Origin of the sequence: Bradyrhizobium sp. 157 (assembly GCF_023073815.1) — a bacterium.
Classification (GTDB): Bacteria; Pseudomonadota; Alphaproteobacteria; order Rhizobiales; family Xanthobacteraceae; genus Bradyrhizobium.
Genome location: NZ_JADPKF010000079.1, coordinates 87,248 through 112,690, shown reverse-complemented (window position 1 = coordinate 112,690; position 25,443 = coordinate 87,248). Strand labels below are relative to the sequence as shown.

Below are 25,443 nucleotides of genomic sequence, written 5' to 3'. Positions count from 1 at the left end.
TCAATGGCCGCTTCTCGAGGCCGTATACATGACCGCTCCCCGATCCGTTGCCGAAGCACCAAAAAGCCCTTGCCGAGAGGGGGCCGTCCATACATGACGTGGAGAGAGCCGGCTTCGCTCCGGCCCTTTACCCGAAGGAGGTCTCATAGGGCGAGGGCGCCGTCCCTGCCGCAACCTCCGGGAAGGCCTGGAACCCAACCCGTCGGCCCCTTAAACGCCCGGCCGCACTGGACTTCCGGCAATGGAATTCCCTATTGGTAACCGAAAGTTAACCAAGCTTAGCGTCTGGTTAGGGACGGAATGACGCGCTGGCAGCCCTCGTTTTGACATGTTGGCAGGGGAAGCAAGGCCCGGCTTTCGGCGGGCCCCCCATGCGACAGGAAACAGGCTCTCGCGCTGGCGCATATCGCCGCGCCCGACGCGCGGCTGTGGAACCGGCGGCCATTTGCTCCCGGAGGAAATAGGGATACTTGCGTTGAGAGGATACTACTCATGAATCCCGCCGACGTGGCTCCGTCAGCCCTGCCGCTCGTCTCGGCTGACGTGTCGCTGATCGCGCTGTTCTGGCAGGCCCACTGGGTCGTGAAGTCGGTCATGCTGGGCCTGCTCGCCTGCTCGGTCTGGGTCTGGGCGATCGCGATCGACAAGATTTTCCTCTATTCCCGCACCAAGCGCGCGATGGACCGCTTCGAACAGGCGTTCTGGTCGGGACAGTCGATCGAGGAACTCTACCGCGCGCTGTCGGCCAAGCCGACCCAATCGATGGCGGCGTGCTTCGTCGCCGCCATGCGCGAATGGAAGCGCTCGTTCGAGAGCCAGTCGCGCTCCTTTGCCGGATTGCAGATGCGGATCGAGAAGGTGATGAACGTCTCCATCGCCCGCGAGGTCGAGCGGCTGGAGCGGCGGCTTCTGGTGCTGGCGACCGTCGGATCGGCCGGACCGTTCGTCGGCCTGTTCGGAACCGTCTGGGGCATCATGTCGAGCTTCCAGTCGATCGCGGCTTCCAAAAACACGTCGCTGGCGGTCGTTGCGCCCGGCATCGCGGAAGCGCTGTTTGCGACCGCTATCGGTCTTATCGCCGCCATCCCGGCGACGATTTTCTACAATAAGTTCACATCCGAGGTGAATCGGCAGGCGCAGCGGCTGGAAGGTTTTGCCGACGAGTTTTCAGCCATCCTGTCCCGCCAGATCGACGAGCGGGCGTGAGGCGTGGCAAATGATGAGCGCATCGTGAGATCAAGATCATGGCGATGAACATGGCAGGTTCGGCCGGAGGCGGCGGTGGACGCCGCGGCCGTCGTCGCGCCGCCGTGATGGCGGAGATCAACGTCACGCCGATGGTCGACGTGATGCTCGTGCTGCTGATCATCTTCATGGTGGCGGCGCCGCTGATGACCTCGACGATCGATATCGATCTGCCCGTCGCCGGCGGCGGCAGGCAACTGCAAGCCAACGCGCCGCCGCTGACGCTGTCGGTCAAGCGCACCGGCGGGGCCTGCAATTCCAACGTCGAGCTCTATCTCGGGGATACGCTGATTCCGGCCAATGAGCTCCTGCCCAAGATAACGGCGATCAAGGAGACCAGATCGGAGGCTGAGAGGGTGGTATACCTGCGGGGGGACAAAGACGTTTGTTATACGGATATGATGAAATTATTGGGGTATATTCGGACGGCGGGGTTCAAGGCGAATATCGTCATCGTGCCGGAGCAGGGCTCCTGAGCCATGAAGCGGCGCGCGACGATTGACGGCGGAGCGGGAAAGCTCAAGTGAAGCTCAAGGACGTCGACAAGACACTGGTTGCGTCGGTTGCCCTACACGTCCTCGTGCTGGGGTGGGCGATGGTGTCTGTCTCGACCAAGGCCCTCGAAATGCCGCCGGAAGATTCTGTAGCGGTCGATGTGATTTCTCCCAATGAGCTTGCCAAGGTCATGGCGGGCATGAAGACGGGCAAGAAGGAAAATCCGAAGCCGCTGGTCGAGAAAGTTGCTGAAGCCAAGCCGGTCGATGACGCCGTTGGCAAGATCACCGAGAAGGCGCCTGTTGTGACCGAGACCGCGCCGCCGCCCCAGCCGAAGGTCGAGGAAAAGCCGGTCGAGAAGAAGCCCGATCCGCCGAAGGTCGTCGAGAAGCCGAAGGAAGAGCCGAAGCAAGTCGAGAAAAAGCCCGATCCGCCGAAGGTCGATCAGATCGGCGACACCATCAAGAAAGAAGAGAAGAAGCCGCCGCCGAAGCCGCCGGTGCAGGCCGCCAAGCCGCCGCCGGAGCCGCCGAAGCAGCGGATCGTGGAGCGGCACTTCGATCAGAACCAGATCGCGGCCCTGCTCGACAAGCGTGATCCGTCGCGTCAGGCCACGACCGGCGACACGTTGAATTCCAATGCCGCGCTCGGCCTTTCGAAGGGCGCGGCTGCGGACAATTCCGCGACATGGGGCGCGATGTTCAAGCAGCAGGTCGCGCGCTGCTGGAAAAAACCCTATGGCGCCCTCGAGTCGCAGAAGCCCGAGGCCATCTTCGCTATTCGCCTGAAGCGCGATGGCAGCCTCGAAGGCACGCCGGTTCCTATAGGAACGCCGGCGACGCCGTATCTGCGCGTCTATCAGGAGAGCGCGTTGCGCGCGATCATCGAATGTCAGCCTTACAAACTGCCGGCGGCGCTGTTCGATGAATGGAAAAATTTTGAGCCGGTGTTCCAGGAGCGAGCGACCTGACGGCGCTCCGATCATGAGTTTGAAGCGATGACTGACAAAGATGAATTGCTTGATATGCCGTTCCGCCTGAGCCGCCGGCAGGTTATTGCCGGAATGGCCTCGACCGGCCTCTTGATGGGCGGTCACGTCGGCGGTGCGTCCGCCCAAGCGCCCAAGCGCATCATCGTTCCAGAGGGCGAATTCACCCCGCTGCCGATCGCGATCCCGAATTTCGTCGCGGGCACGCCTGGAGACGCCGAGGTCGGCGTCGGCGTGTCGCAGGTCATCACCAACAATCTCAAGCGCAGCGGACTGTTCGCGCCGATCGACCAGGCCGCGTTCATCGAGCGCATTTCCAATATCGATACCGCGCCGCAGTTCAATAGTTGGAAGCAGATCAACGCGCAGGCGCTGGTGACGGGACGGATGACGCGGCAGGGCGACGGCCGCCTCAAAGCGGAATTCCGCCTCTGGGACGTCAACACCAACCAGCAGCTCACCGGCCAGCAATATTTCACCTCGCCGGAATACTGGCGGCGGATCGCGCATATCATCTCCGACCAGATCTATGAGCGGCTGACCGGCGAGAAGGGCTATTTCGACAGCCGCGTCGTCTTCGTCGACGAGACCGGATCGAAGGAGCGCCGCGTCAAGCGGCTGGCGCTGATGGATCAGGACGGCGCCAATGTCAGGTATTTGACCAGGGGATCCGATCTGGTGCTGACGCCGCGGTTCTCGCCGTCGACGCAAGAGATCACCTACATGGAATTCGGCCAGGGCGATCCGCGCGTCTATCTGTTCAACGTCGAGACCGGGCAGCGCGAGATCGTCGGCAATTTCCCGGGCATGTCGTTCTCGCCACGCTTCTCGCCGGACGGCCAGCGCATCATCATGAGCCTGCAGCAGGGCGGCAACTCCAACCTGTTCGTGATGGATTTGCGGTCGAAATCGACGACGCGGTTGACCGATACGCCGGCGATCGACACCTCGCCGTCCTATTCGCCCGACGGCAGCCGGATCTGTTTCGAATCCGACCGCGGCGGCAAGCCGCAGATCTACGTGATGCCGGCCACCGGCGGCGGCGCGCAGCGCATCTCGTTCGGCGAGGGCAGCTATTCGACGCCGGTGTGGTCGCCGCGCGGCGACTACATCGCCTTCACCAAGCAGGGCGGCGGGGCATTCGCCATCGGCATCATGAAGACCGACGGTTCGGGCGAACGCATCCTCACCTCGGGTTTCCATAACGAGGGGCCGACCTTTGCGCCGAACGGCCGGGTCGTCATGTTCTTCCGCGATCCCGGCGGCAGCGGCGGGCCGTCGCTGTACACGGTCGATATCTCCGGTCGCAACGAATTGCGCGTACCAACGCCCGGTTTCGCCTCCGATCCGGCGTGGTCGCCGCTGTTGTCGTAGTGCAACCGGGCCGCGCGGACGGCCTGTCATTAACCGGCAAACATTGCCTAGCCTGCTGATTTTTCAGGCAAATTGTTCGTGCGCCGAATAAAAGCAACATCTCGGTAACGATGTTCGCTCAGAAAGACTTCATCTGAGAAGGGTAGAACTACGCACCCCTAACAGGATGCGTGCCCCGAATATGCAGCTCGCCAATCAGAGCGGAGAGCCGGACCAGCGACAGATATCGCCGAAGATTGCGGCGGCGCTGATCGACTCGCTGTTCGAAACTCAAGGTCCGGTGCACGTCGGCATCTTCTTCCTGGCCGTCGCGGCGAGCCTGACCGCGCTGAAGACCGGCGAAAATCTGATCTGGGCATGCGTCGGGCTTCTGCTGCTCGCCGGTGCGATCCGGGCTTTCGATTTGCAACGGTACCAAGCCTGTAAAGCGAACCTGACGGCCGATGAAGCTGAGCGGTGGAAAAAGCGATATCAGATCGGGGCGATAATCCAGGCCGCTGCAATGGGCATATGGGGCGCCGTCACCATGCTGAGCAGCGACGATGCCGTCGCCCATATGATCTGTTTGTCCGTCATTACGGGGGTCCTATCGGGAGGCGCAGGTAGGGCCTATGGACGGCAATGGATATTCCAGTTGCAGGCTGCACTTGCCTTCGGTCCAACCGTGATCGCGCTGGCGCTGCGTGGTACGCCCTATTACATCGCCATGTCGGTTATCACCGCGGCGTTCCTTATCGTTGTCATGCAGATGTCGGCCAATTTGCACGGCATATTCTTGCGGGCGCTTCTGGCGCGCGAGCGCGAGGCGGCGCTGGCCGGACAGTTCGATACCGCCTTGAACAACATGCCCCACGGTCTGTGCATGTTCCGCGGCGACGGACAGCTTGCGGTGATGAATCACCGCTTCTGCGAAATGATGGATCTGTCCGAAGATCTCGTGCAGCAGGGCGCGAGCGCGCCCGACATCATCGCCGCCTGCGTGAGTGCCGGATCGATCTCGGCGGCGAGTGGACAAATGATCCTCGCCGAAATCGAGAATTCACAGGCCATGGACGTCGTCACCGCGGACCCCGATCTCACCAGAAACCGTTCGCTATCGTGGACCTTCCAGCCGATGGCCGGCGGCGGCGCAGTCGTGCTCCTGGAAGACATTACCGAGCGGCGCAACTCCGAAGCCAAGATCAGCCATCTGGCGCGGTATGACGAACTGACCGAGCTCCCCAACCGGGTCAACTTCCGCGACGAGATCGGACATCTTCTGGCAGCCCAGCAGGGCGCCGAACAGTTGTCGGCGCTGCTGTTCGTCGACCTTGACCAGTTCAAGCAGGTCAATGACACGCTCGGCCATCCCTGCGGCGACCAGTTGCTGTGCGCGGTGGCCGGTCGCCTGCGTGAAATGCTGCGGCCCGAGGATTTCGTGGCGCGCTTCGGCGGCGACGAGTTCGTGGTGTTCCAGCAGAACATCCAGTCCCCCGACGACGCCGCCGGTCTCGCGCGGCGCATCGTCGATCGCCTGAGCGAGCGCTACAAGATCGACAACCATCTGGTCGAGATCGGCGCCAGCGTCGGCATTGCCATGACCTCGCGCGGCGTCAGCGCCGACACGCTGCTCAAGAATGCCGACATGGCGCTCTATCGCGCCAAGGCCGACGGCCGCGGCACCTTTTGCTTCTTCCGGGAGGAGATGGCGCAAATCGTCGAATCCCGCCGTATCCTCGAACTGGACCTGCGCAAGGCGCTGGCCAACGAGGAGTTCGAGCTGTTCTTCCAGCCGCTGGTCAATCTCAAGTCGGGCCGGATATCGACCTGCGAGGCGCTGATACGCTGGAATCATCCAGTCCGCGGCACGGTGTCGCCGACCGACATCATTCCAATCGCCGAGGACATGGGTCTGATTGTCGATCTCGGCCGCTGGATTTTGCGCAAGGCCTGCATGGAATGCATGAAATGGCCCGAAGCCGTCAGCGTTGCCGTCAACTTCTCGCCGCAGCAGTTCCATCAGCGCGACGTGCTGAGCGAGGTCCGCTACGCGCTCGAAGTCTCCGGCCTGCCGGCGAACCGGCTCGAAATCGAGATCACCGAATCCTCACTGCTGCGTAACACGCAGTTGACCCACGACGTGCTGTCGCAATTGCACTCGCTCGGCGTGCGGATCTCGCTCGACGATTTCGGCACCGGCTATTCGAGCCTCAGCTATCTGCACAACTTCCCATTGCAGAAGGTGAAGATCGACCGCTCCTTCCTGGAAGGGATCGATAGCGACCGTCCGCTGACGCTGCTGCGCGGCGTGGCGCGGCTGTCAGCCGATCTTGGAATGTCCGTCGTGGTCGAGGGCATCGAGACCAACGAGCAACTCGAATTGATCAGCGCCGACGGGGCGGTAACGGAAGCGCAAGGCTATCTGTTCAGCCCGCCGGTTCCGGCCGTGCGCGTCCGGCAGTTGCTCAATGCGTCGCACGGTCGCCGCATGCCTGACGATCAGATCGTCGCTGTTTCTTCGCGATCGATCGCCTGACTTCAGCCTAATCAGCCCCACTGTGTTTGTGCTCTCGACCCGGCTACTCCGGGTTTTTGCGGGCTGCAAGGTTAACCCTAACGTGTCTAAGCCTTTGCAATTTTGTTAAGGGACCGTTAATCTTTTCGCACTCGTAGAAGTTGTTATGGAAAGATTAGGAGTACAGATGAAGGCCAGAGCCGAACCGCGCACTTCGCTCTTTGCGCCGGAGTCAGGGTTATCTGATCGCGTCGATTACCGACTCATGGAAACTCCCGAGGAAAAAGATTGCATCTATTTGATGCGTTACAAAGCCTATCTCCACGGCGGAGTAACCTCGCCGTCGGAGTCTCAGCGCGTCAGCGATCGTTACGACGATGCGCCCAACGCCTGGATATTCGGAATCTATGTTGACGGAGAACTCTGTAGTTCGATCCGCCTCAACGTCGTGACGTCAGAATGTCGGATTTCCGGTTCAGCCGACTTGTTCGGCGATGTTCTTCACCCGCGCCTCGATCAAGGCGAAGTTTTCATCGATCCGCTTCGTTTGGCAGCGGACCCCGAAAAAACGAGGCGGTTTCCTGACCTTCCCTACCTGACGGTGCGGCTGGCCTATCTGGCATGCGAGCATTTCAACGCCGATACCGGGCTGGCGCTCGTTCGTGCCGAGCACCAGGCGTTCTATCGCCGGGTCTTCATGTCCGAGGTCATCGCCGAACCGCGTTCGTTTCCGGGCTTTTTGCCAAAGGTGGCATTGATGGCGTCCGATTACCGGGCCGTGCGGGAAAAGGTCATGACCCGTTTTCCCATCATGCGTTCGACGTCCGTCGAGCGGCGGATGCTGTTCCAGCGCGCCGGCGAGCGCCATTCCTCGCCGCGCCGTGTCGTCACATCCTTCGAGCAGGCCTCGATCGTTCCGACTTCCTGAACCGGCCGGACAACGGCGGATCAGACCATCCGGCATAGGCCCTATCCGAATTTCCGCGACTCGCCATTCTTGGGCCACCGTTCTGGGGCCACCGTTGCCGAAACGCCGCAAATCCGGTGATTTCGGCCCATGCGCGCTTGCCTTCACCCTCGCGCCACATTTACAAATCATTAACTATCGCAGTCGCTTTTCACGGGTTGTCGGCATTTGATCGGGTCTGGCAAGGTTCCATCAAGGTTGACGGAACGTTCGCTTAACCATCCACCTGTAGACCGGATAACAGTCGAAAAACGTGAGCGTTGGAGGCTCCGGAATGAAATACCAGATGCGTATCCTCCAGGGATGGAAGCTGGCGGCCGTGGTCGCTGTGGCGCTGTCGATGGGCGCCTGCGCCAAGAACAATGTCGGCGCCGATGGCGCGATGGCCAGTGCGGCAACCCCGGGCAGCCAGCAGGATTTCGTGGTTAATGTCGGCGACCGCGTGTTCTTCGAGAGCGACCAGACCGATCTGAGCCCGCAGGCGATCGCCACCCTGGAGAAGCAGGCGCAGTGGCTGCAGACCTACAACCGCTATTCCTTCACCATCGAAGGCCATGCCGACGAGCGCGGCACCCGCGAGTACAACATCGCGCTCGGCGCACGCCGCGCCCAGTCGGTGCGCAGCTATCTCGCCTCGCGCGGCATCGACCCGAACCGCATGCGCACGATCTCCTACGGCAAGGAGCGCCCGGTGGCGGTCTGTAACGACATCTCCTGCTGGTCGCAGAACCGCCGCGCGGTCACGGTGCTGAACGCCGGCGCCTGAGCCGTCAGGCCTTTGGCAGAGTTTGAAAGCCGGCGCCTTCGGGCGTCGGCTTTATTTTTGGGCGCAGGATGAAATCGCGGATAACGGCCAGCGTGCGTTCGGGGGCATCATTGATCACGCCGTGGCCGCAACCGGCAAAGCGCTCGAACTGCACGAGACGCGGCGGCAGCGCGGCGGCGATATCCGCCTGGCTCTCGATCGGATGCATCGGATCGTCCTCGCCGCCGAGCACGAGTGTTGGACAGCGGATGCGACCGAGATCCGGAAACATGTTGAAGCTGTCGCTCTCGCCGTCGGGTCTTGCGAACCAGTGCAGCGCCACCTCTCGGCGATTGACCGCACGCCTCGCCATGTCCGGATCGCGCGGCATTCGCGTATAGACCGGCATGGCGAGCCGCAGCCAGGCGTCGCGCTCTGTCTGATCCAGGGCGCCTTCAGGCGCCAGAAATCGGCGCCGAGCCAGCGCACCCACTTCCGGCCCACCGAAGCGCTCAAACAGCGCTACGCGCCGTTCCCGATAGGAACCACCGGCGGCCTCGGTGCTGATGAGGATCAGTCTGGAAGGGTGATCCGGATGGCGCGTGGCATAGGCAAGTGCGACCATGCCGCCGAACGACGCGCCGAGCACGATCGGATCGACGATGCCGAGCACCTCGCAGAAGGCGCGCACGTCATCGCCCCATTGCGCCAGATTCCAGCCCTCTCGTGGACCATCCTCGCTGCGGCCGTTGCCACGATGGTCGAGATAGACGACCTGGGCGATGTCGGCCAAGGCGGAGTAGGCGGGCCGGTAGATCGAGTGGTCGGCGCCAGGGCCGCCATGCAGCATCAAGAGCACCGGTTTTTCCCGCATCACCGGGCCGTCGGGGACGAATTTCGCGCCCTCGACGTCGAAGAACAGCCGCACTCCGTTCACAGACACGTGCATGAGCGGGTCTCCCTCGATTTGTGAACAGACTGCCGGACCGGGCGGCTTGTCTTGCAGCAGATACTAAACCATACCGGGATGCAGCAAACCGATTCGGAAACGCCAGTCACAATTCCGGCGTACTCCCTCTCTCAATGTGTTCTGCTTTCGTTTGACCACGTGATTTTCGTCGTCAGGGCAAAATGTCATCCAGATTCCTCAATGCTGCCGGCGCCGCGGCAATTGCCGCGATGCTGGCTTTGTCTGTGCAGACCTCGTCCGCACAGATCACGTTCCCGTGGGAGCGTTCTCCGCAAGGCTCCCCGCAGGTCCAGGCGCAGTCCGACGACGCCGATCTGGAGATGCGGATCCAGCGGTTGGAAAACCAGCTCCGGCAACTGACCGGCCAGAACGAGGAACTGCAGTACCGCAACCGCCAGCTTGAGGATAGGCTGCGGCAGCTCGGCGGCGCACCGCCTGCGCCGGGCGGCCAGCCTCCGGGTGCGCAGCCCAACGTGGCCGCGGCGCCGCCTCCAGTTCAGCCCGGCCCGCCGCAGGGGCAACAGGGCTATCCGCAACAAGGTTATCCGCAGCAGGGGGCGCGCCAGCCGCAGGGCTATCCGCAGACTCAACCCGGCTATGACCGGCAACCGCAGATCGCCTCGCCGGCGCCCATCGTGCAGGAGCCGGCAGCCCCGGCGGTCGGCAGCCGGCGCCGCGGCGATGCCTTCGACCCCAACCAGAATCCCAACGCTCCCGGTGCGCCGCGTGCACTCGGCGGCGGCCAATTGCCGGTCTCGAACGAAGCTTCGGTCGGCGCCCCCGGTGGACGCGGACCGGGTGAGCCGCTCAATCTCGGCGGTCCGCGCGACCCCGGTGGTGCCTTGCCGCCGCCCGCTGCAGCCGCACCGCCGCCGCGCGGCCCGGGGCCCGGCGCCACCGCTGCGCTGACCACGTTGCCGCCCTCGGCCACATCCAAGGACGAGTTCGATCTCGGCATCGGCTACATGCAGCGCAAGGATTACGCGCTGGCCGAAGAGACCATGAAGAATTTTGCGCAGAAATATCCGAGCGATCCGCTGATTGGCGATGCGCAATACTGGCTCGGCGAAAGCTATTTCCAGCGCCAGCAATATCGTGACGCCGCGGAAGCGTTTCTTGGCGTGACCACCAAGTTCGACAAATCAGGCAAGGCGCCGGACGCGCTGCTGCGGCTCGGCCAATCGCTTGCGGCGCTGAAGGAAAAGGAAGCCGCCTGCGCGGCGCTCGGCGAAGTCACGCGGAAATATCCGCGCGCATCTGCCGGCGTCAAAGCCGCCGTCGATCGTGAGCAAAAGCGGGTCAAATGCTAACCGCGATCTCTGCTGCAGCCTCGGTGGCCCGCAGCAGAGACCCCTTGCACCTTGCTGTCTATTGTTCGGCTTGCTCGATCGCAGCCGGCATCTTAGCCACCGACATCAGCGACCGCGCCACCTGGTTGAGAAGCTGATCCGAATTTTCTTCCTCGGCGAGCGACTTGGACAGCAAGGCGACGACCGCGCTGTGGCGTAATTGCTGGGCGAGATTCTTCGCCGTTGTGTAGGCGGAGATTTCATAGTGCTCGACGCGCTGGGCGGCACCGATCAGCGCCAGATCGGCCGCGGCGTCTTCCTTTTCCTCGCCTTCGGCCATGACCTCCTGGCCTTCCTGGACTAGCCCCATCATCCCCTTGCAGGGCTTCGCGCGGGCTGTCTTGCCGAGCAATTCGAAGCACTCGTTGATGCGTTCGACCTGGTTCTCGGTCTCGGCGAGATGCTGCTCGAACAGCTCGCGCAGTTGATCGAAGCGTGCTGCCTGGGCCATTTTCGGAAGCGCCTTGGTGAGCTGTTTCTCAGCGTGCAGGATGTCGCGGAGCTCATTGATCAAGAGATCCTCGAGTCCGGCTTCATCGACCGGCGGAGAACTTTCTGTGACGATGACGGTGCCGGCGCCCGGTTCGGCCTGAATGGCCGGAGATTCCGTGAATACCCAGCCGTTGCCTTCGTTCCATGGGCCGCGCGTGTCGATTTCGCCATGCTCGCCGGTGCCGGTGGAATCGTTGAAGAACTGGTCGACCAATCCCGGCGTTGGCGCGATGCGGCCGACGCTGAAGGCCGGCTTGTTCATGCTTTCGAGCGCCAGAGCGAACGCCTTCATGTGGGTGATCTCGCGGGTCATCAGGAACTGCAGCGCGTCCTTGGTGCCGGCATCGTCGCAGAAATTGATCAGCCGCTCGTAGACGATCTTGGCTCGCGCCTCGGCCGCGATGTTGCTGCGCAGATCGACGTCGAGCTCTCCTGTTATCTTCAGGTAGTCGGCTGTCCACGCGTTGCCTTGCGAGTTGAACAGGTTGACCCCGCCACCGCCCGCAATGGCGATGAGCGGATCGGCTTCGGCGGCCTGACGGTCGAATTTTGCCGGCTTGAGATGCATGCGCGCCAGGGTGCCGACTACCTCGAGATGGCTGAGTTCCTCGGTGCCGATGTCCATCAGCAGGTCCTTGCGATCCGGATCCTCGCAATTGAGGCCCTGTATCGAATACTGCATCGCGGCAGCGAGTTCGCCGTTTGCGCCGCCGAACTGCTCGAGAAGCATGTTGCCAAAGCGCGGATCGGGTTCGTCGACGCGAACGGTGAACATCAGTTTCTTGACGTGGTGATACATGGGAGGGCCTCGAAGGTTGGGATGAAGACTCCCGAACGGCACGCTCTGCGCTTTGTTCCTAAACTGATGCGTGTGATCCGCAGCGACGCGCTGGCTCAATCGGAACTTCAAAGGGGCGGCAGCCTTCTGGCGCAGCAGCAGATTGATGGGAGTGCCAAGTGCCTTGCGGTAATCGGCAGATCGCTCCAAACATAGGGTTTTCATGGCGCCGGCAGGGCTATGCCTGATTTCGACCTATCCCCCATTTCGGCGAGCGAGGCGAAACGCCTGTTCGCGGGCTGGAAGGCTGCGCCCGCGCTCGTGCTGGCAGTGTCCGGCGGTCCCGACTCGATTGCACTGATGTGGCTCGCCGCGCGATGGCGACGCTCCCTCACGCAGGGGCCGCGACTGATCGCCATCACTGTCGATCACGGCCTGCGGCCGGAGGCCGCGCGCGAGGCGCGCAACGTCAAGCGCCTCGCCCGCTCGCTCGATCTGCCCCATCGCACGCTACGCTGGACCGGGACCAAGCCAAAGACCGGATTGCCGGCTGCCGCGCGGGAGGCCCGTTACCGCCTGCTGGCGAAAGCTGCGCGGGCGAGCGGCGCGACGCACATCCTGACCGCGCATACCCGCGATGATCAGGCCGAGACATTGTTGATGCGGATGTTGCGCGGCAGCGGCATCGCCGGTCTCGCGGCGATCGCGCGCGAGAGTGAGCGCGAGGGCGTGTGGCTGGCGCGGCCGTTGCTGGACATCCCGAAGTCCCGGCTTGTCGCGACGCTGGACAAGGCAAAGATCGCCTTTGCCGACGATCCCACCAATCGCGACATGAGCTTCACGCGGCCGCGGCTGCGTGCATTGATGCCGGCTTTGGCAGAGGAGGGCGGTGACAGCCGAAATCTGGCGCGGTTGGCATCAAGGCTGGCGCGGGCGAATGCCGCGATTGAGGTGTTGGCCGACGGCGCCGAGCGCTATCTCGCCGTGAGAGATCGTGATGATGCGGCACGCTTCGGTTTCGATGCCCAGGCGTTTGCCGGTCTGCCCGAGGAAATCCGGCTTCGGCTGCTCAAGCGCGCCATTGACCGGGCCGGTCACGAAGGACCCGCGGAACTCGGCAAGGTCGAGGCGCTGCTGGCGGTACTGGACAACGCCATTGCGAACGGCCAAAAGCAATCAAGACTGAAACAGACGCTTGCTGGGGCCGCAATCAGCCTTACCGGCGGCCGAATTTATGTCGATGCAGCGCCGCCGCGGGCTAGCCGGGCGTGACAGGCGTTCCTATCTCCCAGTATCCGTAATATCGGGACGGAGAGCCTTAACCACCCGGAAAAACCCTGGCCTTTTGCGCCATTTTTTGAACGGGAATCGCGTTAAGATGCGTTAAATAGTCCCGTATGGTTCCCTTGGCATTGACCCGGGCGCCACCTAGATTGGGTGTAGTGGACCGGGATTCTCGCCTCACTACCCAAGGAATATTCTAGGGTTACTATCAAGGACATACGGCCGCGATCCGCGCGACCACGAAGGAAGATCAATGAACGCCAATCTGCGCAACTTCGCCCTCTGGGTCATCATTGTCTTGCTGCTGTTGGCATTGTTCACGCTTTTCCAGAATCCGGGTCAGCGCACGTCTTCGCAGGACATCACGTTTTCGCAGCTATTGAGCGAGGTCGATCAGAACCGCGTGCGCGACGTCGTGATCCAGGGGCCGGAAATCCACGGTACCTTTACCAACGGCTCCTCGTTCCAGACCTATGCACCGAATGATCCGACGCTGGTGAAGCGTCTCTATGACGGCAAGGTCTCGATCACCGCCAAGCCGCCCGGCGATAACGTGCCGTGGTTCGTGTCGCTGCTCGTTTCCTGGCTGCCCTTCATCGCGCTGATCGGCGTCTGGATCTTCCTGTCCCGCCAGATGCAGGGCGGTGCCGGCAAGGCGATGGGCTTTGGCAAATCGCGCGCCAAGATGCTGACGGAGGCCCATGGCCGCGTCACCTTCGAGGACGTCGCGGGTGTCGACGAAGCCAAGCAGGACCTGCAGGAGATCGTCGAATTCCTGCGCGACCCTGGAAAATTCCAGCGCCTCGGCGGACGGATTCCGCGCGGCGTGCTGCTGGTCGGCCCTCCCGGTACCGGCAAGACGCTGATTGCGCGCGCGGTCGCGGGCGAAGCCAACGTGCCGTTCTTCACGATCTCGGGTTCTGACTTCGTCGAAATGTTCGTCGGCGTCGGCGCTTCCCGTGTCCGTGACATGTTCGAGCAGGCCAAGAAGAATGCGCCCTGCATCATCTTCATCGATGAAATCGACGCGGTCGGCCGTCATCGCGGCGCGGGCTTGGGCGGCGGCAATGACGAGCGCGAACAGACGCTCAACCAGTTGCTGGTCGAGATGGACGGTTTTGAAGCCAATGAAGGCGTGATCCTGATCGCCGCGACCAACCGGCCCGACGTGCTGGATCCCGCGCTGCTGCGTCCCGGCCGTTTCGACCGCCAGGTGGTGGTGCCGAACCCGGACGTCGTCGGCCGCGAGCAGATCCTGAAAGTTCACGTTCGCAAGGTGCCGCTGGCGCCGGATATCAACCTCAAGACCATCGCGCGCGGCACGCCGGGCTTCTCCGGCGCCGACCTGATGAACCTCGTCAACGAGGCCGCACTGACCGCTGCCCGCCGCAACAAGCGGATGGTGACGCAGGCCGAGTTCGAAGAGGCCAAGGACAAGGTGATGATGGGTGCCGAGCGCAAGTCGCTCGTCATGACTGAGGAAGAGAAGCTCTTGACGGCCTATCACGAGGGCGGCCACGCCATCGTCGGCCTCAACGTCGTCGCGACCGATCCGATCCACAAGGCGACGATCATTCCGCGCGGCCGCGCGCTCGGCATGGTGATGCAACTTCCCGAACGCGACAAGCTGTCGATGTCGCTCGAGCAGATGACGTCACGTCTCGCCATCATGATGGGCGGTCGCGTCGCCGAAGAACTAGTCTTCGGCCGCGAAAAGGTCACCTCGGGCGCGGCCTCCGACATCGAGCAGGCGACGCGTCTGGCGCGCATGATGGTGACGCGCTGGGGCCTGTCGGAAGAACTCGGCACCGTGTCCTACGGCGAAAACCAGGACGAGGTGTTCTTGGGCATGTCGGTGTCGCGCACGCAGAATGCCTCGGAAGCGACCGTCCAGAAGATCGACAAGGAGATCAAGCGGCTGGTCGAGGAAGGCTACAACGAGGCCACCCGAATCCTCACCGAGAAGCGCCAGGATCTCGAGACGCTCGCCAAGGGCCTGCTCGAATTCGAAACGCTGAGCGGCGACGAGATCATCGATCTCTTGAAGGGCAAGAAGCCCAACCGCGAGTCGGTGCTGGAGCCGAGCACGCCGCGCGCCTCCGCCGTACCCCCCGCCGGCAAGCCGCGTCCGCGTCCCGATCCGGACCCGGGTCTGGAGCCGCAGCCCCAGGCGTAACAGCGGGACTGCCTTCTGAATAAAAACGCGGCGGCGACGCCGCGTTTTTTTATGCTTGCGATCGGGTCCTCTTTGCGCCGCTGCCTTGCTGGTTCATGCGTATTAACGACGAGAGCTGGGAGCGCTTTGGTGATTACACAAACGGGATTGATTTTCGAACCGTCATGGCGCCGCGGCCGTCGCCCCGAGGTGTACGGCCAGAATGTGTTCCGGCGTCTCGACCACTTCCACCTTTTGCCCGTCGCCGCCGACGAAGGCGAGCATGGTGCGCTCGCCTTCGCGCCACATGCTGCCGACCAGGGCAATGTTGATGTGGATAGATTGCCCCGTCTCAAATCGCGTGCATTCGATCCAGAAGCGCATGACGTTCTCCTTGATGAGGGCCGTAGGGTGGGCACACCAACGATCTCGGATAGATGGTGGGCACGGCGCAAGTGCGCCTTTGCCCACCCTACGCAGCCGCAGTAAGATTAGAGGCTTCTTGCGCTACACGGATGCCCGCAATTCGCGGGCCGCCGCGACCATATTGACGAGCGCGGGCCGTACCTCCTCCCATTTGCGGGTCTTCAGTCCGCAATCCGGATTGATCCATATCTGGGTATCGGATAGCCGCGTCCGGGCGAGCTTCAGCAGAGCCGTCATCTCCTCGATGTCAGGCACGCGCGGCGAATGGATGTCGTAGACGCCGGGGCCGATTTCGTTCGGGTACCGGTAGTCCCTGAAGGCGTCGAGCAGTTCCATCTTCGAACGCGAGGTCTCGATCGAGATCACGTCGGCGTCCATCGCGCCGATCGCGCCGATAATGTCGTTGAACTCCGAGTAGCACATGTGAGTGTGGATCTGCGTCTCGTCGCGCACGCCGGACGAACAGAGGCGGAAAGCGTCGACGGCCCAATCCAGATAGGCCTGCCATTCGGACTTGCGCAGCGGAAGGCCCTCCCGCAGCGCCGCCTCGTCGATCTGGATCATGCCGGCGCCGGCGGCTTCGAGATCGGCCACCTCATCGCGGATCGCGAGCGCGATCTGCCGGCAGGCTTCGCTGCGCGGAATGTCGTCGCGGACGAACGACCAATTCAGAATGGTGACGGGGCCGGTGAGCATCGCCTTCATCGGTTTTTTCGTCAGCGATTGGGCGTATTGCCACCACTCGACCGTCATCGGCTTCGGCCGCGAGACATCACCGAACAAGACCGGCGGGCGAACGTAGCGCGATCCGTAGGATTGCACCCAGCCGTGTGTGGTGAAGGCGAAGCCTGCGAGTTGTTCGCCGAAATACTGCACCATGTCATTGCGCTCGAACTCGCCATGGACGAGCACGTCCAGCCCGATATTTTCCTGCCAGCGTACCGCGCGGGCCGTCTGGTTCTGTAGGTAGAGCTTATAGGCTTCGTCCGTCAGGGCTCCCCTGGCGTGAGCGGAGCGGGCGTTCCTGACATCGGCGGTTTGCGGGAACGAGCCGATGGTCGTGGTCGGGAACGCCGGCAGGTTGAAGCGCTCGCGCTGAACGGTGGCGCGTTCAGCGAAGACGCTGGAGCGGAAGCGCATCGGCTCATTGATGCCAGCAACGCGTGCCGCTACCTTCGCGTCGTGAATGCGCGGCGACGCCTTGCGGGAGGCTGCCGCCTGGTCTGAGGCTTTCAGAGTGGCCTCGACCGCTGCGCGGCCGCTGGCGAGCGCCGTTCCGAGCGCGGCCAGTTCCTCGAGCTTCTGCACCGAAAATGCCAGCCAGCTTTTGATTTCGGGATCGAGCCCGGTCTCAAGTGAGAGGTCGATCGGGACATGCAGTAGCGAACAGGAGGGGGCGCTCTGCACACGATGCTTGCCAAGTTTGGCGATCACGGGCTCAAACCGGTCGAGAAGCCGGCTCAAATCAGCGCGCCAGATGTTACGGCCGTCGATGATTCCGAGCGACAGCACGCGGTCATCAGGAAAACCGGCGAGCTCGTCGATCTGCTCCGGCGCGCGCACCAGATCGAGATGCAGGCCGGCGATGGGAAGGGACAGCGCGAGGTCGCGGTTGGCGCCCAGCCCGCCAAAATAGGTCGCCAGCATGATCTTGAGCTGCGGTACTGCGCTCGCGATCTCCGCATAGGCATAATGCAGTGCCTGCCGGGCGACGACGTCGAGATCGAGCACGAGACATGGCTCGTCGATCTGCACCCATTTCGCGCCGCGATAGGCGAGTTCGCGCAGGACCTCGATGTAAACCGGCACCAAGCGATCAAGCAGGGACAGCGGATTGAAACCGGCATTCTTGCTCTTGGCGAGTTTGAGAAACGTGACCGGCCCGACCAGCACAGGGCGGGTCTGATAACCCAGCGCCTTGGCTTCCTCGTATTCCTCGATCGGCTTGCGCGAGGCGAGGACAAATTTCTGATCCTTGGCCAGTTCGGGCACCATGTAGTGGTAGTTGGTGTCGAACCATTTTGTCATCTCGAGCGCCGGCACGCCATGCGCGGCGTCGTGTCCGTGATTGATATGGCCGCAGCTCGCTTCACGCGCCTTGCCTTGCGCGCCGCGTGCCATCGCAAAGTAAGTCGCGAGGGAGACCGGCCCGCCGTTCCAGCGATAGATTTCCGGAATCGCACCAACCATCACGGATGTGTCGAGCACCTGGTCGTAGAACGAGAAATCGTTCGACGGGATCACGGTGACGCCAAGCTTTTTCTGGCGCGCCCAGTTGGCGGCGCGAAGCCCGACGCTGGTTTCGATCAGCGCCCTCTCGTCGGTTGCGCCCGACCAGAAACTCTCCAGCGCGAATTTCAGCTCGCGGCGCGGACCGATGCGCGGCGTGCCAAGGGAGGCAACGGGAAGTGAGGAAGTGGAGATTGTGGAAGAAGACGTAGAACCAGACATTGGCTTAACCCCAAAAGTTGGGGGCAAAGGCCGAAGTGACACGTCTGGATTTTCGCGAACGGCAGAGCGCGCGCGGAAAATCGCAACCGCACCACCGGGACACCCCGCCCGAGGACGTGTATGTTGTCGAGGCAGGTCTCCTGGCTCGCGGGTCAATGCTGCTGTCCGGCCTTCCCGAAACCTCGTGAGGCTTCAGTGACTTCATTGGACAGCGGCTCGCCGCTTACAGTTGCGGGGGCAGCTCCGGCTTTGGCTTTTCGGCCGCACCGGCTTCCCTCTTAGCTTCGGAAGAACGTCTCCCGAAGAACCACGACAGGGTCCACTTATCGGCAACGCGGCAGGCGCGTCAACTCGGCGATATTCGCCGGCGCGTTGTAATCGTTGTTCACAGCCGAGAGTTCCCTCGCCGAAATTCTTGCACATCACCTGCTCTTCCCATTGACAGGCGGACGCGAATAACACGAGATATAGCTGTCACGGTCCGCCATGACCCAACACATGGTGGCTAAGAGGGAAGCCGGTGTATCGCGCGTAATGCGCGAGAATCCGGCGCTGCCCCCGCAACTGTAAGCAGTGAGTTGTTTCCGAATCTTACGTCACTGATGCGGCATCGCATTGGGAAGACACGGGGACAACGGCGACCTGCGAGCCAGGAGACCTGCCGCGACACCGAAAAAACGTCCACGGGCGGGGTGTCCCGGCGGCGCTTGCAGATTCATGCCGGCATTTCCAGCCCGTGCACTTGAAGCAGCGTCCTCTCTGACATCCAGCCCCAACACCATCACGGGGTCTCTTGATGTCACTCTCTCTCGATCGCGAAGCCAGCGCCGCTCCATTCCTCCGATTGCTGCCCGAATCGCTTGCCGCCTCGGAAGCGCAGCCGCCGATGCAGGTGATTCGTCGCAACGGCACGGTTTCGAAATTCGACGCCAGCAAGATTTCGGTCGCGATGACCAAGGCGTTTCTCGCGGTCGAGGGACATGGCGCGGCGGCCTCCCGCCGGGTGCATGAAATCGTCGAGCAATTGACCGCCGAAGTCGTCGGCGCGCTGTCGCGCCGGATGAGCGAGGGCCGCACCTTTCATATCGAGGACGTGCAGGACCAGGTCGAGCTCGCCTTGATGCGCAGCGAGCATCACAAGGTCGCGCGCGCCTATGTGCTCTATCGCGAGGAACGCACGCGCCAGCGTGCCGGACAGGACGCGGCCATGGCCGCCCAGCCATCGGGGAAGCCCTCGTTACGTGTCACGCTGGCCAGTGGCGTGCAGGTCCCGCTCGATATCGCGCGGCTGACGCTGATCATCGAAGAAGCCTGCACTGGCCTTCAGGGCGTCGGCGCCACCGCGGTGCTCGCCGAGACGCAGCGCAATCTCTATGACGCCATCAGCGAGGACGAACTGGCGCTGGCGTCGGTGATGGCCGCGCGCACGCTGGTGGAGCAGGAGCCGAACTACGCCTATGTGAGCGCGCGGCTCTTGCTCGACAAGCTGCGCACCGAGGTGCTGTCTTTCGTGCATAATACGCCGAGCAGCGCATCGCAGGCCGAGATGGCCGAGCGCTACGGCGAGTACTTTCCGGCCTACATCAAGGCCGGCATCAAGGCCGAACTGCTCGATCCCGATCTGGCGCGCTTCGACCTGAAAAAGCTTGCCGCGGCATTGAAGCCGGAACGCGACCTGGCGTTCCAGTTTCTGGGTCTGCAGACGCTGTACGACCGCTATTTCCTGCATGTGCACGGCAATCGCATCGAGCTGCCGCAGGCGTTCTTCATGCGGGTCGCGATGGGGCTGGCGATCCGCGAGATCGACCGCGAGGCGCGCGCGATCGAGTTCTACGATTTGCTGTCGTCGTTCGACTTCATGGCCTCGACGCCGACGCTTTTCAATTCCGGCACGCTGCGGCCGCAATTGTCGTCCTGCTTTCTCACCACCATCGCCGACGACCTCGACGGCATCTTCAAGTCGGTCAAGGACAATGCGCTGCTCGCAAAATATTCCGGTGGGCTCGGCAACGACTGGACCCGCGTGCGTGGGCTCGGCGCGCACATCAAGGGAACCAATGGCGAAAGCCAGGGCGTGGTGCCGTTTCTAAAGGTGGCCAACGACACCGCGATCGCCGTCAACCAGGGCGGCAAACGCAAAGGCGCGGTCTGCGCCTATCTCGAAACCTGGCACATCGACATCGAGGAATTTTTGGACCTGCGCAAGAACACCGGCGACGATCGCCGCCGCACCCATGACATGAACACGGCGAACTGGGTGCCCGACCTGTTCATGCAGCGCGTCGAGGCCGACGGCGAATGGACGCTGTTCTCGCCGGACGAGACGCCCGATCTGCATGACCTCTACGGCGAGGCATTCGCCGAGCGTTACGCGGCTTACGAAGCCAAGGCGGCGCGGGGCGATATCCGCGTGTTCAAGCAGATCCGCGCCACCGATCTCTGGCGCAGAATGCTGACCATGCTGTTCGAGACCGGGCATCCCTGGATCACGTTCAAGGATCCCTGCAATCTACGCTCGCCGCAGCGCCATGCTGGCGTGATTCATTCTTCAAACCTCTGCACCGAGATCACGCTCAATACGTCCGACGACGAGACCGCCGTCTGCAATCTCGGCTCGATCAACCTGCTCAACCACGTGCGGGAAGGCCGGCTGGATGAGGCGCGGCTGAAGCGCAGCGTGACCATTGCGATGCGGATGCTCGACAATGTCATCGACATCAATTTCTACACCATCCCCGAAGCGCGGCGCTCGAACCTGCGGCACCGCCCGGTCGGCCTCGGGCTGATGGGATTTCAGGATGCGCTGCAGGCGATGCGGATCGCGATGGCTTCCGATGCGGCGGTAACATTCGCCGATACCAGCATGGAGATGATTTCCTATTACGCCATCTCGGCTTCCGTCGATCTGGCCGCCGAGCGCGGGCGCTATCCGTCGTTTGACGGCTCGCTGTGGAGCCGCGGCATTTTGCCGATCGATTCGATCGAACTGTTGGCGGCAGCCCGCGGCGGTCTCGCGATGGACCGCAGCATGACGCTCGACTGGAATACCTTGCGCGAGCGCGTCAAATTATCAGGCATGCGCAATTCGAACGTGATGGCGATCGCGCCGACCGCGACGATTTCCAACATCTGCGGCGTCGCGCAGTCGATCGAGCCTGCTTACCAGAACCTTTATGTCAAATCCAACATGTCCGGCGACTTCACGGTGGTGAACGAATTCCTGGTCCGCGACCTCAAGGCGCGCGGGCTGTGGGACGAGGTGATGGTCAACGACCTCAAATATTTCGACGGCGGCTTGGGGGCCATCGATCGCATTCCCGACGACCTCAAGGCGCTCTATGCGACCGCATTCGAGATCGACAGCGCCTGGCTGATCGAGGCGGCGTCGCGGCGGCAGAAATGGATCGACCAGTCGCAGTCGCTCAACCTCTATATCGCCAACCCCTCGGGCAAGAAGCTTGATGCGCTTTATCGGCTGGCGTGGGCGCGCGGGTTGAAGACGACCTATTACCTGCGCTCGCGCAGCGCGACGCATGTCGAAAAGTCCACGCTCCGGGGGACCGACGGCAAGCTCAACAGCGTCGCGTCCGTGACGATGATGGCTCCAGCCCCGATCATCGTCGCGCCGGCCGCCACCGCGCCGGATTTAACCGGTGCGGTGGCGTGCTCGATCGATAATCCCGAATGCGAAGCCTGCCAGTAAGCAGCAAGAACAAAAGGAAACCACAATGCTCGACTGGTCCGAACCATCCGCATCCCCGCGTCAGCCGCAGCCGCCCTTCGTTGCGCAATCCGTTAGCCAGGCCGAACAAACCGGCCTCGGCACGATCGATCGCCACGGCGGGCGGGTGTCTGTCGACGACAAGCGGATGATCAACTGCCGTGCCGACGTCAATCAGCTGCTGCCGCTGAAATACAAATGGGCCTGGGAGAAATATCTCGCCGGCTGCAACAATCATTGGATGCCGACCGAAGTTTCCATGCAGGCCGATATCGCGCTATGGAAATCGCGCGATGGGCTGACGGAAGACGAGCGCCGCGCCATCAAGCGCAATCTCGGCTTCTTCGCGGCTTCCGAAAGCCTGGTCGCCAATAACATCGTGCTGGCGATCTACCGCCATCTGACCAATCCGGAGTGCCGGCAATATCTGCTGCGGCAATCCTTCGAGGAAGCCGTGCACACCCACACCTTCCAATACATCGTCGAGAGTTTGGGGCTGGACGAGGGCGAGCTGTTCAACATGTATCGCGAGGTGCCGTCGATTACTGACAAGGCGGCCTGGGCGCTCAGGCATACGCAGCATCTCGACGATCCCGACTTCAGGACCGGGACGCCGGAAGCCGACCAGGCGTTCCTGCGCGATCTCGTAGCCTTCTACGTGATCTTCGAGGGCATGTGGTTCTATACGGGCTTTGCGCAGATCCTCTCGCTCGGCCGCCGCAACAAGATGGTGGGCATCGCCGAGCAGTACCAATACATCCTGCGCGATGAATCGATTCACCTGAATTTCGGTATCGACGTCATCAACCAGATCAAGATCGAAAACCCGCATCTGTGGACCAGCGCATTCCAGGACGAAGTCCGCGCCATGCTGCACGAGGCGGCTGAACTGGAAGCGGCCTACGGGCGGGATACCATGCCACGCGGTTTCCTCGGGCTGAATGCGGCGCTGTGCGAGAGCTACATGCACTTCATCGCCAATCGCCGGTGCGCGCAGCTCGGGCTTCAGCGGGTGTTCGACGAGATTGAGAATCCGTTCCCCTGGATGTCGGAAGCGATGGACCTGAAGAAGGAGAAAAATTTTTTCGAGACGCGGGTGATCGAGTACCAGAACGGCGGTGCGCTGAGTTGGGAGTAGGGGAAGCCATACTCTCCCAACACGTCGTCCCCGCGGACGCGGGAGACCCATACCGCGTGATTTCTCAATGAGGCACTTAGGTGGGCGCTCTTTGTAAATAACTAGCTCCGGTGGTTGTGGGTCCCTGCGTTCGAGGGACGACCGGAAAAACCGCCGCTTGCGCCTGAAAACTTAAGATTTCCTCAAATCAGTCCGGCCTATTGCTTGAAGGCGTGCGTCTTCGGACAGGCGCGCCAGGCAAGGACCGCGCATGACCGCCTCTCTTTCCACGCCCAAAACCGCCCGCGACCAAGCTCCGATTCCCGAGTGGCTCGTGAAGGTGTGCCTTGCGCTGGCAATGGCCAACCTGGTCCTTTGCCCGGTGGCGTATTTCTCAAGCTGGTGGATTTACGACGCGAAGGGCCTGGGTATTCCGACTGACTTCATCAACGTCTGGGCCGCGGGCCGTCTGGTGCTCGATGGCGTTCCGGCGCAGGCCTATGATTGGGACATCCAGAAGCAGATCGAGGTCGCCAAGCTCGGTCAGGATTTCGTCGGCTATTTTGCCTGGCACTATCCGCCGCCGTTCCTGTTCGTCGCTTCGCTGCTGGCGATGCTGCCCTTTTCGGTAGGCTATGCCGGCTGGGTATATGTCAGCATGCTTCCCTACCTCGCCGCCATGCGCGCGATCGTAGGCCGCAATTTCGGCCTTCTGCTCGCGCTCGCAATTCCGACGGTGCTGGTGAATTCCTATGTCGGGCAGAACGGCTTCCTGACCGCGGCGATGATCGGCGGCACGCTCTATCTGATCCCCATTCGGCCGGTTCTTGCAGGCATTTGCCTCGGGCTATTGACCTACAAGCCGCAATACGGGTTGCTGTTTCCGGTTGTGCTGATCGCGGCGGCGCATTGGCGGGTGTTCATCAGTGCCGGCGTCACGGCGGTCGTGGTGGCGTTTGCCTCATGGCTCGCTTTCGGCATCGAAAGCTGGCTGGCGTTCTTCCACTGGATGCCGAGATTCTCGCAAGCCTTCCTGACCGAGGGCAAAGCCACATGGTGGAAGCTGCAGAGCATTTTCTCACTGGTGCGTTACTTCGGCGGCAGCGAGCCGCTCGGCTGGGCGTTCCAGTGGGTTCTCACCGCCTCCGTTGCCGTGGTGCTGGCGCTGATGTGGCGAAGCCGCGTGCCCTACACGTTGAAGGCGGCAGCGCTTGCCGCCGGTACGCTGCTGACCACGCCCTATCTCTTCATGTACGACATGATGGTGCTGGCGATCCCGATAGGCTTCCTGGTCCGCATCGGATTGAAGAGCGGCTTTCGTGCCTACGAGCTTCCCGCGTTGGGCGCCGTCATTGCCCTCATCGGCTGCTACATGTTCACCGGCATTCCGACGGGCCTTGGCGCCACGCTGATCGTGGGCGGTCTGGTCCTGCGCCGCGCCGGTCCCTGGTGGCGGCGCGAGACGGCGCCGGCATTGGCTGCGGCAGGGGCGTGAAACGGCCCGACGTGACGCCGGTCATCGCGCGTCAAGACGTCAGGTCATCAACCGCTACTTGATGAATGCCGCCCAGAGAGCGGCGTTGGCGAGCGTACCGATCTCGTTCATGTGACAACCGTCGGAGGGGTTGCGGCCGTCATTTCCGATCGTGTCGGTGTCGGGCCCTTGACGGATGTTGAGTGCGTCGTCGACAGCGGATAATTGACCGGCACGTACCGCAGCCGTGTTCTTCGGCTCGGCCATGCCGCATTTTGTGCTGCGTGACAGATAAAAGGGCGCATCGAACCCAGCCACTCGAAATCGATTCACGAGCTGATGCAATAGCGAGATATATTCTTCCGCTGATATCGTTGACCGCGCGTCCGTTTCACCTTGCTGAAATAGAAAATGCGTCGGCGTCAGGCCCGCTTCCTTCAGCTTCGAGATGGCGTTTGTGATCCAATCCGCCCGCTCATTGTTCAGGACCGAAAGTGAGGCGCTGCCAATGGCAAGGGGTACGACGATCACGCGATCGTAGCGCCCGGCCTGGATCAGAATGTCGCCGAGCCGTGTTGCAAAGCTCCCGCCTATGCCATCGGCACCCAGCAGGGGATCGGCGGCAGCGAAGCATTTGCCTGTGAGTGGGTCGAAATTGTCGACGGCTTCGCGCGCGGTATATCGGACGCTACCCCAATTGCCCGCATTGCTCTGGCCGTGCACGACGATGATTGCCGTGTTGCCGGACGCGTGGGCACAGGACCGTTCGACACGCGCCGGCGGCGCAACCGTGGCCAAATCGATCTGGTGGGCGCTCGACGTCAGTAGCTTGCCAGCAACCGTGCCGATCACAAGGCCACCAATCAGGAACGCGACAAGGCGCAACAATGGAAATGCTCTCCAAGGTAATTCTGATCG

The 25,443-nt window shown here is 62.3% G+C and carries 18 protein-coding genes and 2 riboswitches; of the genes, 13 read left to right on the top strand and 5 right to left on the bottom strand.

Annotated elements, in window-relative coordinates; translation table 11 throughout:
• Positions 1-492 precede the first annotated feature (492 nt).
• The 7 genes from tolQ (at position 493) to pal (ending at position 8,329) form a co-directional block, all read left to right on the top strand.
• The gene (tolQ, locus tag IVA95_RS21235) at positions 493-1,206 is read left to right on the top strand and encodes a protein TolQ (protein ID WP_028351338.1); all 714 of its coding nucleotides are present in this window, start codon (positions 493-495) and stop codon (positions 1,204-1,206) included.
• 38 nt (positions 1,207-1,244) lie between these two features.
• Positions 1,245-1,721 (top strand): biopolymer transporter ExbD, encoded by a 477-nt coding sequence (locus IVA95_RS21230; protein WP_247512225.1) that lies wholly within the window; start codon positions 1,245-1,247, stop codon positions 1,719-1,721.
• A gap of 119 nt (positions 1,722-1,840) precedes the next feature.
• A complete protein-coding gene (locus IVA95_RS21225) occupies positions 1,841-2,710 on the top strand; it encodes a protein TolA (protein WP_247512236.1) in 870 nt (289 codons plus the stop codon).
• Positions 2,711-2,764: 54 nt separating this feature from the next.
• Positions 2,765-4,102 (top strand): Tol-Pal system beta propeller repeat protein TolB, encoded by a 1,338-nt coding sequence (gene tolB, locus IVA95_RS21220; RefSeq protein ID WP_247512235.1) that lies wholly within the window; start codon positions 2,765-2,767, stop codon positions 4,100-4,102.
• 181 nt (positions 4,103-4,283) lie between these two features.
• Positions 4,284-6,617, top strand: a complete 2,334-nt coding sequence (locus IVA95_RS21215; RefSeq protein ID WP_247512224.1) for an EAL domain-containing protein — start codon at positions 4,284-4,286, stop codon at positions 6,615-6,617.
• 166 nt (positions 6,618-6,783) lie between these two features.
• Entirely contained in the window at positions 6,784-7,524 is a 741-nt protein-coding gene (locus IVA95_RS21210) for a hypothetical protein (protein ID WP_247512223.1), read from the top strand.
• A gap of 313 nt (positions 7,525-7,837) precedes the next feature.
• Positions 7,838-8,329 (top strand): peptidoglycan-associated lipoprotein Pal, encoded by a 492-nt coding sequence (pal, locus tag IVA95_RS21205; RefSeq protein WP_057838504.1) that lies wholly within the window; start codon positions 7,838-7,840, stop codon positions 8,327-8,329.
• A gap of 4 nt (positions 8,330-8,333) precedes the next feature.
• Here the strand turns inward: pal and IVA95_RS21200 are convergent, their stop codons facing one another.
• Positions 8,334-9,257: an alpha/beta hydrolase gene (locus IVA95_RS21200; RefSeq protein WP_247512222.1), complete on the bottom strand. Its 924-nt coding sequence runs from the start codon at positions 9,255-9,257 to the stop codon at positions 8,334-8,336.
• Between the two features lie 182 nt (positions 9,258-9,439).
• Here IVA95_RS21200 and ybgF point away from each other — a divergent pair, with 182 nt between their 5' ends.
• A complete protein-coding gene (gene ybgF / locus IVA95_RS21195) occupies positions 9,440-10,588 on the top strand; it encodes a tol-pal system protein YbgF (RefSeq protein ID WP_247512221.1) in 1,149 nt (382 codons plus the stop codon).
• Between the two features lie 58 nt (positions 10,589-10,646).
• On the opposite strand, the gene IVA95_RS21190 is transcribed toward ybgF, so the two are convergent.
• Positions 10,647-11,918: a DUF892 family protein gene (locus IVA95_RS21190; protein WP_247512220.1), complete on the bottom strand. Its 1,272-nt coding sequence runs from the start codon at positions 11,916-11,918 to the stop codon at positions 10,647-10,649.
• 219 nt (positions 11,919-12,137) lie between these two features.
• Between IVA95_RS21190 and tilS the strand changes: the two genes are divergently transcribed.
• Entirely contained in the window at positions 12,138-13,169 is a 1,032-nt protein-coding gene (tilS, locus tag IVA95_RS21185; RefSeq protein ID WP_247512219.1) for a tRNA lysidine(34) synthetase TilS, read from the top strand.
• 265 nt (positions 13,170-13,434) lie between these two features.
• The gene (ftsH, locus tag IVA95_RS21180; protein WP_247512218.1) at positions 13,435-15,357 is read left to right on the top strand and encodes an ATP-dependent zinc metalloprotease FtsH; all 1,923 of its coding nucleotides are present in this window, start codon (positions 13,435-13,437) and stop codon (positions 15,355-15,357) included.
• A gap of 162 nt (positions 15,358-15,519) precedes the next feature.
• Here the strand turns inward: ftsH and IVA95_RS21175 are convergent, their stop codons facing one another.
• Entirely contained in the window at positions 15,520-15,720 is a 201-nt protein-coding gene (locus IVA95_RS21175) for a hypothetical protein (RefSeq protein ID WP_247512217.1), read from the bottom strand.
• Between the two features lie 123 nt (positions 15,721-15,843).
• Positions 15,844-18,186, bottom strand: coding sequence for a 5-methyltetrahydropteroyltriglutamate--homocysteine S-methyltransferase (gene metE / locus IVA95_RS21170; protein WP_247512234.1), 2,343 nt, complete (start codon positions 18,184-18,186; stop codon positions 15,844-15,846).
• A 139-nt stretch (positions 18,187-18,325) separates the two neighbouring features.
• Positions 18,326-18,540, bottom strand: a riboswitch (cobalamin riboswitch).
• Positions 18,541-18,673: 133 nt separating this feature from the next.
• Positions 18,674-18,894: riboswitch (cobalamin riboswitch) on the top strand.
• A 115-nt stretch (positions 18,895-19,009) separates the two neighbouring features.
• Between metE and IVA95_RS21165 the strand changes: the two genes are divergently transcribed.
• The 3 genes from IVA95_RS21165 (at position 19,010) to IVA95_RS21155 (ending at position 24,546) form a co-directional block, all read left to right on the top strand.
• Entirely contained in the window at positions 19,010-21,916 is a 2,907-nt protein-coding gene (locus IVA95_RS21165; protein ID WP_247512216.1) for a ribonucleoside-diphosphate reductase subunit alpha, read from the top strand.
• Between the two features lie 25 nt (positions 21,917-21,941).
• A complete protein-coding gene (locus tag IVA95_RS21160) occupies positions 21,942-23,072 on the top strand; it encodes a ribonucleotide-diphosphate reductase subunit beta (protein WP_247512215.1) in 1,131 nt (376 codons plus the stop codon).
• A 250-nt stretch (positions 23,073-23,322) separates the two neighbouring features.
• Positions 23,323-24,546, top strand: a complete 1,224-nt coding sequence (locus IVA95_RS21155) for a glycosyltransferase family 87 protein (RefSeq protein WP_247512214.1) — start codon at positions 23,323-23,325, stop codon at positions 24,544-24,546.
• 54 nt (positions 24,547-24,600) lie between these two features.
• Here the strand turns inward: IVA95_RS21155 and IVA95_RS21150 are convergent, their stop codons facing one another.
• The gene (locus tag IVA95_RS21150; protein ID WP_247512213.1) at positions 24,601-25,413 is read right to left on the bottom strand and encodes a sialate O-acetylesterase; all 813 of its coding nucleotides are present in this window, start codon (positions 25,411-25,413) and stop codon (positions 24,601-24,603) included.
• Positions 25,414-25,443: the final 30 nt, after the last annotated feature.